The sequence below is a fragment of the Serratia sp. BNK-23 genome, assembly GCF_047456145.1.
Taxonomy (GTDB): domain Bacteria; phylum Pseudomonadota; class Gammaproteobacteria; order Enterobacterales; family Enterobacteriaceae; genus Serratia; species Serratia nematodiphila.
Genome location: NZ_CP179900.1, coordinates 1271183 through 1283469, shown reverse-complemented (window position 1 = coordinate 1283469; position 12287 = coordinate 1271183). Strand labels below are relative to the sequence as shown.

12 protein-coding genes are annotated in these 12287 nt (G+C 60.5%); 4 read left to right on the top strand and 8 right to left on the bottom strand.

What is annotated here, in order from left to right; translation table 11 throughout:
* Window positions 1-36 precede the first annotated feature (36 nt).
* From ACMGF9_RS06025 to ACMGF9_RS06015, 3 genes are all read right to left on the bottom strand, one after another.
* Complete coding sequence (locus ACMGF9_RS06025) at window positions 37-936, bottom strand: Dyp-type peroxidase (RefSeq protein ID WP_004936493.1); 900 nt, start codon at window positions 934-936, stop codon at window positions 37-39.
* A 177-nt stretch (window positions 937-1113) separates the two neighbouring features.
* A complete protein-coding gene (locus ACMGF9_RS06020; protein ID WP_004936494.1) occupies window positions 1114-1701 on the bottom strand; it encodes an RpoE-regulated lipoprotein in 588 nt (195 codons plus the stop codon).
* Window positions 1702-1857: 156 nt separating this feature from the next.
* The gene (locus ACMGF9_RS06015; protein ID WP_048324662.1) at window positions 1858-2322 is read right to left on the bottom strand and encodes a DUF2919 domain-containing protein; all 465 of its coding nucleotides are present in this window, start codon (window positions 2320-2322) and stop codon (window positions 1858-1860) included.
* Between the two features lie 173 nt (window positions 2323-2495).
* On the opposite strand from ACMGF9_RS06015, the gene ACMGF9_RS06010 reads away from it, so the two are divergent.
* Window positions 2496-2894, top strand: coding sequence for a YgiW/YdeI family stress tolerance OB fold protein (locus tag ACMGF9_RS06010; RefSeq protein WP_414160602.1), 399 nt, complete (start codon window positions 2496-2498; stop codon window positions 2892-2894).
* Between the two features lie 41 nt (window positions 2895-2935).
* Here the strand turns inward: ACMGF9_RS06010 and ACMGF9_RS06005 are convergent, their stop codons facing one another.
* A complete protein-coding gene (locus tag ACMGF9_RS06005) occupies window positions 2936-3361 on the bottom strand; it encodes a GNAT family acetyltransferase (RefSeq protein WP_004936504.1) in 426 nt (141 codons plus the stop codon).
* Window positions 3362-3566: 205 nt separating this feature from the next.
* Between ACMGF9_RS06005 and amiA the strand changes: the two genes are divergently transcribed.
* From amiA to ACMGF9_RS05990, 3 genes are all read left to right on the top strand, one after another.
* Window positions 3567-4448 (top strand): N-acetylmuramoyl-L-alanine amidase AmiA, encoded by an 882-nt coding sequence (gene amiA, locus ACMGF9_RS06000; RefSeq protein WP_021505629.1) that lies wholly within the window; start codon window positions 3567-3569, stop codon window positions 4446-4448.
* A 65-nt stretch (window positions 4449-4513) separates the two neighbouring features.
* On the top strand, window positions 4514-5434 hold the full coding sequence (gene hemF, locus ACMGF9_RS05995; RefSeq protein ID WP_015378680.1) for an oxygen-dependent coproporphyrinogen oxidase: 921 nt from the start codon (window positions 4514-4516) through the stop codon (window positions 5432-5434).
* The gene (locus ACMGF9_RS05990) at window positions 5434-5889 is read left to right on the top strand and encodes a YaiI/YqxD family protein (protein ID WP_004936514.1); all 456 of its coding nucleotides are present in this window, start codon (window positions 5434-5436) and stop codon (window positions 5887-5889) included. The genes hemF and ACMGF9_RS05990 overlap by 1 nt, the downstream gene beginning before the upstream one ends.
* 22 nt (window positions 5890-5911) lie before the next feature.
* Here the strand turns inward: ACMGF9_RS05990 and ACMGF9_RS05985 are convergent, their stop codons facing one another.
* The 4 genes from ACMGF9_RS05985 to ACMGF9_RS05970 all read right to left on the bottom strand — a co-directional run bounded on the left by ACMGF9_RS05985 (window position 5912) and on the right by ACMGF9_RS05970 (window position 12213).
* Complete coding sequence (locus ACMGF9_RS05985; RefSeq protein WP_004936517.1) at window positions 5912-8173, bottom strand: TonB-dependent receptor domain-containing protein; 2262 nt, start codon at window positions 8171-8173, stop codon at window positions 5912-5914.
* A 122-nt stretch (window positions 8174-8295) separates the two neighbouring features.
* Window positions 8296-10419, bottom strand: a complete 2124-nt coding sequence (locus ACMGF9_RS05980; protein WP_414160601.1) for a S9 family peptidase — start codon at window positions 10417-10419, stop codon at window positions 8296-8298.
* A gap of 54 nt (window positions 10420-10473) precedes the next feature.
* Entirely contained in the window at window positions 10474-11271 is a 798-nt protein-coding gene (locus tag ACMGF9_RS05975) for a TonB family protein (RefSeq protein ID WP_176326395.1), read from the bottom strand.
* A gap of 102 nt (window positions 11272-11373) precedes the next feature.
* Window positions 11374-12213 carry a ChaN family lipoprotein gene (locus ACMGF9_RS05970; protein ID WP_099982434.1) on the bottom strand — a complete coding sequence of 280 codons (840 nt, stop codon included), beginning with the start codon at window positions 12211-12213 and terminating at the stop codon, window positions 11374-11376.
* Between the last annotated feature and the right edge of the window lie 74 nt (window positions 12214-12287).

The window sequence follows — 12287 nt, the reverse complement described above, 5'->3', positions numbered from 1 at the left end:
AGACCGAAGCCGGACGCGCCGGCTTCGGCGACGGCATCAAAGTGACAGCAGGCGCGTCAGCGATGGCGCAAAGTAGTAGCTGCCGGTCACCGCACGGCTGAAGCGCAACATCGCGTCACGTTTGCCGTCCAGATCGCCGAACATGCTCAGCAGCTGCTGCTCGATATTGTGCAAGCGCGCGCAATAGGCGATGAAAAACAGGCCGTGCTTGCCGCTGGCGGTGCCGTAAGGCAGGCTCTGGCGCAAAATTTTCAGGCCCTTGCCGTTCTCTTTCAGATCGACGCGGCTGACGTGCGAGGTATCCGGGCGCTGATCGGCCGGCAGCTCTTCGCTGTCGTGCTTGGTGCGGCCGATGATCTGCTCCTGCTGTTCGGTGGTAAAGCGCTGCCACTGGCGCAGGTTGTGCTCGTAGCGTTGCACCAGCACATAGCTGCCGCCGGCGTCCTCTTCGCCTTCGGCGATCGTCGCCACTGCCGGGCGTTGGTCCCCCTGCGGGTTTTCGGTGCCGTCGATGAAGCCGCTCAGATCGCGCTCTTCCACCCAGCGGAAGCCATGGGTTTCTTCTTCAATCTTGATGACATTGCCGAACGCCGCCAGCGCCGCCTGCGCCAGCGTGAAGTTGACGTCGTGGCGCAGCGACTGGATGTGGATCAGCATATCGCGCTGGGTGGCCGGCGCCAGCCCTTTGCCGAGCGGCGTGAACGGCTTCAACTCTTTCGCACCCTGGCCGCTGGAGAGATCGTGCCAAACGTCATAACCGAAAGCGATCACCGCGCCGAGGCGCGCATCGGGGAACTGCTGCTGCAGCTCGCTCAGGGTCTGACAAAACTGCTTGCAGCCCTGGCGCAAGTCGGCGAATTCGCCCTGTACGCTGGCTTCCATAAAAATGGCGAAACGGCAGTGCTCCAGCAGAATGCCGCTCTGAACCTGTGTCATGTTGTTATCCTCAATACCAAAACCAGGCAACAGGTATGGCGGTTGACGCGCGGGTTCCCTGTTACAAACGCGCGCTATCATACCGCAAGCGCGGACGATTGCCTTGCAGCAGCGCAAAGAAAATAGGGGTAATGGCTTGAAAAGGCAGGCGCCGCGAACCGGCGCCCGTTGAACACGTTACTGCTGCGGCTTGGCGTGCCAGATGATTTTGCTGACCGTCCAGCTTTTCAGGGTGTCGTCCGGCGGAATGATATCCTGCGCCCCGGCCCACTTGCCGCTGAAGATGTAGGTGACGTACTTGCTCTGCTCCGCCACGCACTCCACTTTACCGGCGTCTTCGCCGCTGCCTGGCTTACAGGAGCCGAACGCCTTGCTGTACATATCGCCGAACGGCGTGCCGAGCTTGTTGCCCCACTCCGTCGCCACTTTCGGATCCAGCACGTCCACGCGCTGCAGGCGCCCTTTCGGTTCGCCAGTGATCACCAGTTTCACTTCGTCGCCGGACAGCGCCTGGTAATAAGAGACGATCTGGCCGTTGTTGGTCGCCATGCCGCCGCGCAGGCGGTAGTTGCCGTCCAGCCCGTCATTGATGGCGCTTTCCGACATCGGCGTGCCGGCGTTGAGCTTGCCGACGCCCTTGGCGCCGACCTCCAGGCTGCTGCCGAACCAGTTGAACGGCGACAGGCTGGACCAGGAGAAATTGGACATGCTCGAACAGCCGGTCAGTAACAGCGGAAGCCCTAACAACAGGGGGCGAATATTCATCTCTAGCTCCTTAGACATCAATGGCACGGCGCGGTAGCCCGCGCCTGCCGCACTCGGCGTTTTGCTGCGTGCCAGCCTCTCACAACGGCCCGCACTACGCCAACGGTTGCCTGCTTGGAGTGCGGAAAATGCGAAAAGTGCCGCACTTCTCGGCAATTAGTCGGCCTGCTCCGCCGGCGCGAAACAGGCTTTCAGGCGCGCATTCAGCAGCAGATAGCTCAGCGCCAGCGCGTCGAGCAACACCAACGCCAGCTCCAGCCCCGGCGCATCGCCGTCCTGGCGCCACAGGCTGAACAGCGAGCCGCCGAGCGACGCCAGCAGCGAGACAGCCAGCCCCCAGCGCCAGCCGCGCCACAGTCGCGGCCATTGGTGGCGACGGCCGCTCAGCAAAAACGCCAGCGCCGCCGGCAGGCCGAGCAGCATGCCGTACCAAAAACGTTGGGTATCCGGATAAAACAGCGCCAACAGGCTTTCGCCCTGCTCACGTGAAGCGCCGGCCATCACGAACAACAGCCAGGTGCGCGCCTGCAAAATCAGCACGGCCCAAAATCCCAGCGGCAGCCGCAGCGCGCCATGCTGGTCGTAATCGTCCGGGGAAAACCGGGGGGAGAATGGCTTCAACGCTCGTTCCTTGCCACAGAATAAAGACTATGGCTACAGATGGGCGCCGCCAGCGAGAATTTCAATGCGTCGGCTTAAGAAGCTCTTAAGATCGGCGTGTTTTAATCCTTATCACTTAGCAAGCACCCGATATCAGCGGGATGTGATTTTCAATAACGATAAGGAAGCGCAACATGAAAAAACTGACTCTGGCCGCTCTGATCGCGCTGTGCAGCGCACAGGTACTGGCGCAACAAGGCGGGTTCCTCGATCCGGCCGCGCCGCAGGCGCAAACGCAAGCCGCTCCGCAGGGCGGTTTCTCCGGCCCCAGCGCGGCGCTGACCACCGTGGACAAGGTGAAATCGCTGAGCGACGACACCTGGGTGATGCTGCAGGGCAACATCGAGCAGCGCATCGGCGACGATACCTACACCTTCCGCGACGCCACCGGCACCCTGACGGTCGAGATCGATCGCAAGCGCTGGAACGGCCAAACCGTCACACCGAAAGACAAGGTGCAGTTGGAAGGGAAAGTGGATAAAGACTGGAGCAGCGTGGAAGTGGACGTAAAAACCGTCAAAAAGCTGCCGTAATGCGCTGCGGCGGGCGGGCTATACCGCCGTCCGCCGCTCGATCAATATTCCTGATCTTCGATCAGCCGTTTGCCCAGGCTGGTGATGCCCTGGATTTCGTAGCCGAGCTTCTCGTACATCTCAACCACCGTGTCGTTGTCTTCGCGCACCATGATCTGGATCTTCGGGCAGCCTCGGGCGATCAGCTTCTTCTCCAGACGGTTGATCAACGCATTGGCGATGCCGCGCCCGCGATAGTCGGGATGCACCCCGAGGTAATACGCCGAGCCGCGGTGCCCATCATAGCCGCCCATCACCGAACCGACCACTTCGCCGCCGACTTCCGCCACCAGGAACAGCTCCGGGTCGTGGTTCAGCTTGCGCTCGATGTCCATTTCCGGATCGTTCCAGGGGCGCAGCAGATCGCAGCGCTCCCACAGGGTAATGACTTCTTCAAAGTCGTCTTGTCGAAATACGCGAATTTCCATCGATGTTGGCCGCTGTTAATTAAGGTGTTTATCTGATTATCGCGTGATTATTCACTTACGCAATATCAAACTGCGATTTAGCGCGCTATTTTGCCCGGAAATCGCCGGTAACAGGCGTAATAAATGGAAATAGTTATCGGGTCGATTAATGATTATCAATACGATATAACGTCGCAAAATAGAAACGTCGACGGAGCGTTGCGTAATGAAAAAGCAGGGTAAACCCTTCCTCAATTTTAAACCGCTTGCCGTTTCCCCGACGCGACGCCAACTTTTGCTTTCCGGTCTGGCGGTGGCGCTGTTCGGCGTGAAAAGCCAAAACGCCAAGGCGGAAGGCCTGCTGCGCAATCAGCACAGCAAACCGGCGGCGAAACCGGCCGGCGGCAAAAAGCGGGTGATGATCGATCCCGGCCACGGCGGCATCGACTCCGGCGCGGTCGGCCATGAAGGCTCGCAGGAAAAACACATCGTGCTGGAAATCGCCAACCACGTGCGCCGTTTCCTGCATGAGCACGATCACGTCGAGGCGCGCCTGACGCGCGAAGAAGACGAATTCATTCCGCTGTTCCAGCGGGTGGAGATCGCCCACCAGCACCAGGCCGATCTGTTCATTTCGATTCACGCCGACGGTTTCACCAGCCCGTCGGCCTCCGGCGCTTCGGTGTTCGCCCTCTCCAACCGCGGCGCCAGCAGCGCCATGGCGCGCTACCTGTCCAACCGTGAAAACGCCGCGGACGACGTGGCGGGCGGCAAGTACAAGGATCAGGACAACTACCTGCAGCAGGTGCTGTTCGATCTGGTGCAAACCGACACCATCAACAACAGCCTGACGCTCGGCCGCCACGTGCTCGGCCAAATTCGCCCGGTGCATCATCTGCACAGCGACAGCACCGAACAGGCGGCGTTTGCGGTGCTGAAATCCCCGTCCATCCCCTCGGTGCTGGTGGAAACCTCGTTCATCACCAACCCGAACGAAGAGCGGCTGCTGGGCACCACCGCGTTTCGCGAGAAAATCGCCCGCGCCATCGCGGACGGCATCATCAACTTCTTCGACTATTTCGACGCACACCAACGCAAACCCCGCTGATGCCGCGGGCGGCGAATAAGAGTATACTCAGCGCCTTGTTCAGCCAGACGCTATAAAGACCCCGCATGAGTTTACCTAACATCGCTGAAGTAAAATCCTTCCTGCTGGCGCTGCAGGATCACATCTGCGCGCAGCTCGCCCAGGCCGACGGCGGCGCCGTGTTCACCGAAGACCAATGGACGCGTGAAGAAGGCGGCGGCGGCCGCAGCCGCGTGCTGACCAACGGCGCGGTGTTCGAACAGGCAGGGGTCAACTTCTCGCACGTCTCCGGCGCCACTCTGCCGGCCTCGGCGACCGCGCACCGTCCGGAACTGGCCGGGCGCAGCTTCCAGGCGATGGGCGTCTCGTTGGTTATCCACCCGCTCAGCCCCTATGTACCCACCAGCCACGCCAACGTGCGCTTCTTCATCGCCGAAAAACCGGGCGAGGCGCCGGTGTGGTGGTTCGGCGGCGGTTTTGACCTGACGCCGTTCTACGGTTTCGCAGAGGATGCCGTGCACTGGCACCGCACCGCGGCCGAGCTGTGCGCGCCGTTCGGCGACGAGGTTTACCCTAAATACAAGCAATGGTGCGACGATTACTTCTTCATCAAGCACCGCAACGAAGCGCGCGGCATCGGCGGCCTGTTCTACGACGATCTGAACACCCCTGATTTCGACCATTGTTTCGCCTTCACCCGCGCGGTGGGCCAGGGCTTCCTCGACGCCTATCTGCCGATCGTCGAAAAACGCAAGGCCTTGACCTGGGGCGAGCGCGAGCGCCAGTTCCAGCTGTATCGCCGCGGCCGCTATGTGGAATTCAACCTGGTGTGGGATCGCGGCACGCTGTTCGGGCTGCAAACCGGCGGGCGCACCGAGTCCATCCTGATGTCGATGCCGCCGTTGGTGCGTTGGGAATATAACTACCAGCCGGAGGCCGACAGCCCGGAAGCGGCGCTGACGCGCGATTTCCTGCCGGTGCGCGACTGGCTGCAGGAGCCGAAATGATGCAGATTTGGGTCGATGCGGACGCCTGTCCGAACGTGATCAAAGAGGTGCTGTTCCGCGCCGCCGATCGCACCGCCATCACCGTCACGCTGGTGGCGAACCAGCCATTGCGCACGCCGCCGTCGAAGTACATCCGTTCGCTGCAGGTGGCGGCCGGTTTCGACGTGGCCGACAACGAGATCGTGCGCCGCTGCGAAGCGGGCGATCTGGTGATCACCGCCGACATCCCGCTGGCGGCGGAGGTGATAGAGAAAGGCGCGGTGGCGCTGAACCCGCGCGGCGAGCGCTATACGCCGGACACCATCCGCGAGCGCCTCAACATGCGCGATTTTATGGATACTCTGCGCGCCAGCGGCATTCAGACCGGCGGCCCGAACGCCCTGAACCAGCGCGACCGCCAGCAGTTCGCCAACGAGCTGGACAAATGGCTGCTGCAGGCGAAACGGGCGCAGTGACTGCGCCCTGCTCTGCTGCGGTTTAGAAGCGCACCTCCCCGCCGAAGATATAAGTCCGCCCACGGGCGGTGTTGGCGGCCGTCGCGTCATCCCCTTGGATCGGCAACATATTCAGTTTGTTCAACGCCTCGGAATAGCTCTTGTTCATCACGTTTTGCACGCTAAATTTCAGCATGACGTTGCGGTTGATCTGATAAGTGCTGTACAGGTCAATAATGGTAGGAATGTTCGGCATCTCTTGCTTCAGGATTTCACCGGTCACTTCGCTCTGTTCATAATCCGGCGACAAGCGACGCGTTTTGCCCGTGTATTTCACGATGCTGCCGACGGTTAGCGATTCATCAAGGAAACGCACCCCGGTATCCAACGTAAAATACATGTCCGGTAGTTCATTGATATCCCCGGCGCCGAAATAGGTGCTGGCGATGGAGGTCGGCTGCTCGGTGTGTTGCTTGCTGAAAGAGACGCGGGCGAATGCTCGACCGGCGTCATAGTTGGCTTCAACCTCAACACCATGCATGCGTACCGGCGTCAGAGAGTTGACGTAGATATACATGTTGTCCGAGTAATCTTCGCTCGCATCGGCCCAATCGTTTTCCAGATTTTCGCGATAACTGCATTTCCGCCCATTGCGGCATACCATGTAGGACTCGCTGAAGATGTAATTACGTACCTTACTGGTATAGCCCACGACCTTAAGGCGCAATGAATCTTCCTTCACCAACAGATCGTGTCCGTTGGCATTGAAGCCGGCCTGCCAGGTTTCCGCCCGTTCCCCCTTGAGGAACGGGTTCATCGATGCGCCACCCGAGTTGGAATAGAACACTTCTTGAATGTTCGGCGCACGCATCGATTTGCTGTAGCTGACGAATGGCTGCAACCACGGCGTCACCTGCGCCGATAGCATTACCGAAGGATTGAACCCTTGCTCTTTCAAATTGATGTTCGCGGCCCCTTGCGGGAAGCATTCCACGCGATAATCGCATTCAGGCTTGTAGCCGGTCAGCTTGTTGCTGGTGTAGTTCAGATTGAGATCGAGTTGATAAATATCCCGGTTAAGCTGCAGGCCGGTATATAAACTGCCGATTCGCTGCTCGCCGGATGGCGCGAAGGTGTTATTTTCTATCGCCTCCTGCGCCGTCTGCGCATTCTCTATCGCCGATTCAACATGTTTGCGGTATTGGTTGCGCATCAGCTTGCCGCCATAACTGAAGGCTACATCAGTATCCAGCAGGCTGAATCGGCTGGTGTTGTTGATATCCAGCGCATCGGAGCGGTTTTTTGCATTGGTGTTAAAGAAGGTGAATAGCGAACCGCCGTCGTATTTCTGATTGCCTTTACTGGTGCTGACGGTGAAGTTTAAATCCACCAGCTCCGAAAACGGCGCATAGTGATATTTGAGGTAGAGGTCATGACTATCGATATCGCGCCGAGAAAAGCGGTTTTGGTAGTTCCTGGCGGAAAACTCAATGCTATTGAACTCGTTAGGCTTGATATCCAGTTTGAACAGCTGTGACTTGGGATTTTGCTTCATAAATTCATCGTACCCAAAATCTTCGCTGCTGATACCGTCGCCATTGTTGAAGTTCGAATAAATAGAGCTCCCACTGACCGCGGCCATCGCGCCAATGCTGCCGGTATCGGTAAACGCCTGTCCCTTACCGGCGACGGCGATCATGCCGCTGCGGCCAATGCCGTTGCTGCCGACCGAGAATTTGGTTCTCACGCCGAAAGGATTGCCGGAAAAGATCACATCATCAACACCGATAGTGCGGAAGTTGGCGCTGCCCGCCAACGCGTTTACGCCGCTGCCGCCGCTGTTCTCACCGCGCGCCACGTCCACGCCGACGATGAAATTGGGGTCAATCAAAACGCCCGCCTGGTTATTGGTCGAACCGTGCGATATCACGCCAGACGTGGAAGTACCGTAATAGTTTTGGGTAATGCCATCGACCATAGTGTTGACCCGACCAAAGCCGCTCAGGCCGCGAATATTGACGCTGACCGCCCCCTGACTGGGGTCGATCTGGGTATAGGTGCCCGGCATGCTGCGCAGAATGCTGTCTACCGACTCCAGATTTTTGTTTTCGTCGCGCGAGCTGAATGCGCCAGGCTTCGCCAACGCCTCTTTTTCGCTGCTCTTGCCGCCGTCGGCGGCCGAGACGTTAAGCGGGCTGAACGCCACGCTGCCTTTATTGTTTTCCGCCTGTTCCTGCGCGGCCGCAGCCGGCCCGTACAGCGCCAGTCCCGCGCCGATCAGGCTCGCTATCATTTTGATTTTCATATATCCCCAGAAATAGCCAATAAGGTTTGATGGCCGACAATGCCCAGCAAAAAGCCCGCCGAAACGCGCGGTAAAAGATTGTTATTGTTTTATTGCGCCGCAGCGTGCCGCGGCGCTGAAGGTTATTTCTGCATCTGCCGATCCGCCGCCAAAATAAAGGCGTACTCCAGCGCGCCGTTTTCCAGCCGCGCCAGGCGGCCCGATTTGCCGCCGTGGCCGGCGGTCATGTCGGTGGAGAGCAGCAACAGCGAATCGCCCTGTTTGAAACGCCGCAGCTTCGCCACCCATTTGGCCGGCTCCCAATACTGCACCTGCGAGTCGTACAAACCGCTGGTGACCAGCAGGTTCGGATAATGCTGCTTGCGCACGTTGTCGTACGGGCTGTAGGACTTCATCAGCGCATAGGCGGCCGGCTGGTGCGGGTTGCCCCACTCCTCGTATTCCCCGGTGGTCAGCGGAATGCTGTCATCCAGCATGGTGGTCACCACGTCGACGAACGGCACCTGCGCCACCACCGCGTTGTACAGCTGCGGCGCCTGATTGATCACCGCCCCCATCAGCAAACCGCCGGCGCTGCCGCCCATGGCGTAGATGCGTCCCGGTTGGCCGTAGCCGCCGTTGATCAACGCCTGGGTGGCGTCGATGAAATCGTTGAAACTGTTCGGTTTTTGCGTCAGCTTGCCCTGTTTGTACCAGCTCTGCCCCAACTCGCCGCCGCCACGCACGTGGATCAGCGCATAGACGAAGCCACGATCCAGCAGGCTGATACGGTTGGCGCTGAACGCCGGATCCATGCTCATGCCGTAAGCGCCATAGCCGTAGACCAGCAGCGGGTTATGCCCGTTTTTGAACAGCGATTTGCGATACACCAGCGAGACCGGCACCTTCACGCCGTCGCGCGCCGTGATCCAAATGCGTTCGCTGTGATACAGGCTGGGATCGACGCCTTTCACTTCCTGTTGCTTGAGCAGGGTGCGCTCGCCCTTGTTCAGATCCCACTCATAGGTGCGGGTCGGCGTGGTCATCGCCGAATAGCCGTAGCGCAACCGATCGCTGTCCGGCTCCGGGTTATAGCCCAACCAGGCCATGTAGCTGGCATCGTCGAACGGGATGGCGCGCTCGGTTTTACCGTCCCAGCTGATTTGCCGCAGCTGCACCAGCCCGTTGGCGCGTTCCTGCACCACCAGCCAGTCGCGGAACAGGCTGAAGCTCTCCACCTCGTGCTGCGCCTGCGGCGCAATCAGCGTCTGCCAGGGGTTGCCCGCCGCCGTGCGGTACAGGCCGAAGTTCGGATCCTGATGGTTGGAACGCAGATAGAACTCTCCGCGGTAGTGATCGAGGTAATACTCGCGGCCGTTTTGCCGGACGGCGAACAGCTGCGGCTCGCGCTGCGGCTGGTTGGCGTCGATCAGGCGCACTTCGGAGGTGGTGTTGCCGCTGATGGTGAGTATCAAGTAGTCACGCGAAGAAGAACGGCTGAGGCTGAGGTAGAACGCCGGATCGTTCTCCTGGTACACCAGCTTATCTTCCGCCGTCGGCGTACCGTACTGATGGCGATAGACCTGGTACGGCAACAGCGTTTGCGGGTGGTTGCGCACGTAGAACAGGGTTTGGCTGTCGTTGGCCCACACCATGTTGCCGGAGGTGTTTTCCAGCGTTTCCGGCGACCAACGCTCACTGTCTATCTCGCGCAGGGAGATGCGGTATTGGCGACGGCCCTGCAGATCTTCGGCTACCGCCAGGCGGCGGTTGTCCAGACTGACGTCCAGCGCCCCCAGGCGATAATAGGCATGGCCTGCCGCGCGCTGATTGGCGTCCAACAGGGTTTGCCACGGCGTGTCGCCGGTGAGCGCCTGGCGCTGATACCGCGCGAAATCTTTACCGGCGGCGTAGCTTTCCTGATAGCGATAGCCGTTGAGCTGATACGGCACCGAACGATCGTCAGGGCTCATGCGGCCCAGCATCTCCTGATACAGCGTGGCGCGCAGCTTCTGGTACGGCGCCATCATCTGCTCGGTGTAACGGTTCTCCGCCTTCAGGTAGTCCAGCACCTTCCGCTCTTTTCGGCTGTCGTCGCGCAGCCAGTAGTAATCGTCGGTGCGCGTCTCGCCGTGGGCAGTCAGCGCTTTCGGCGCGCGTTCCGCCAACGGCGGCTGCGGTTGCGCCAGCGCGGCGCCGGCGACGCCTAAAGAAAGCCAGAGCGCGGCCGCGATGCGACGGCGCGGGGTAAATAACAGCGGATTCATAATCCCTCACGAAGTTTGAAGAGCCGGACGGCGGCGCTGCCGCGTCTGCGGGCATTAACGGCGGGCGTTCAGCTCCGCCAGATTGAAATCGATCGGCATCGTTACCCTGACGGCCCCCTGCTGGAGCATCTCCGGCGGCGGCGGCGGCAACGGCTGCGCGCGCGACACCACCGCTACCGCTTCCCGATCCAGCGACGCGGTGCCGGAACGCGCCAGCAGGATCACGTTCGATACCCGCCCCTGCGCGTCGACGCTGAAACTGACCTGCGGCATGCCGCTGCGCCGGCGGTTGCGGGCATCCGGGGGATATTCCTTGATGCGGTTCAGCTTGCCCTTCACCAGACTCTCCCACGACAGCTTGGCCTGCGCGCTGCTGTTGGCATCGCTGTTGATCGGGGCGGCGGTTTGGTGGGAGAGCGTCTGCGCCTGTGGGGCGGCGGCGCTGGACGCGGCGGCGTTGCGCGTCTCTTTGGCCTGTTCCTGCGGTTTCGGCTGCGCTTTTTGCGGGGGGCGGTGTTCGGCGCGCTTCTTCTGCACCGTCACGATCTTCGCTTTATCGGCGCGCGCCAGCTTGGGCAGATCCGGCTGTTGCTGCTGCTCAGCGGGCTGCGCCGCGGCGGACTCCGCCTGCTGCACGCCCAGCGGCAGCGGTTTGCTTTCCGGCGCTTCAATCTGCGCCGCCCAGCTCATCATCACCGCCGGCGGCGGCAGCGCCACCGGCTCCAGCGCCGTCTGCGGCCAATAAAACAGCAGCACCAACGCCGCGTGCGCCGCCAGGGCGAGCAGCAGGCCGCGCGCCCAGCGCGGCTGCGGCAGCTCAAAGGCCGAAAGGGAATAAGACTGACTTAACATAGGGGCATTAGCTTGCTTAATTGCGAATGATTGCAGATCACATTTACTAATGATAATCATTTGCAACTATAATTAACACCCCTTTTCACTGCCTTAACGTATTCATTTCACTGATGGTGTGATCCACAGGTAGTCTGCCGTGTTCGCATCGACCTGTACGCCCGGCTCCGCCAGCATCAGCACCGTCGGCGCCGCCGCCGGTTGCAGATCCCGCACGTGCAGCGGCACGCCCACCGATTTGGCGGCGTGATAGCCGCCGGCGATTAACAGCGCGGGCGTGGGCGCCGCCAGCAAACGTTCCGCCATGCGCCGATCGCGCTGCTGCTGGATCGCCAACATCGCGTGCAGTTGGTCGGCCTCAATCTTGCCGCCGTGCGAAGTGCGGATGGTCTCTTCCAGCGCCTTGCGCACCGCCGGCTGCGCCGATAGCTGCCCCGCCGGGAACTGCGGCTGCTGATAGAACGCCGTAATCTCGCTGCGATCCAGGTTGGCTGACCACAGCGGGTATGGCGCGCGCATCGCCGCCATCGTCACCCCGCCATACAGTTCCCACTTCCAGCCCGGCTGCCAGGCGATCAGCTCCGCCACGCGGCCGTCACGCACTGTGGGGTCGCTCTGCAGCCACTGCTTGACTTTGTCCACCTGCGCCTGCTGGTTCGGGTTGATCATCTCCATCAGCACGCTGCCCTGCGGCCGCCGCGCCGGCAGTTGCTGCACCAGCCATTGCTCAACCTGATGGTGGTAAGGATTGTCATGTTTTTCCCCGACGATCACCCGCGGCTGCTGCGCCAATCGCGTCAACAGCTGCTCCGGCGTCAGGCTCGCACCGCTGTGCAGATCGGTGATGCTCCCCAAACTCGCGATGTCATTGGCCGGTGCCTTCACCGGCGTTTGGCTGCAGGCGCCGAGCGCCAAGGCCGCCAATAAAATCAGATATCTCATCATGTTGTCCCATTAGCGAAAATGGCGACATTATAGATAATAATTATCATTTGCATATAGATCCGACTTAACGA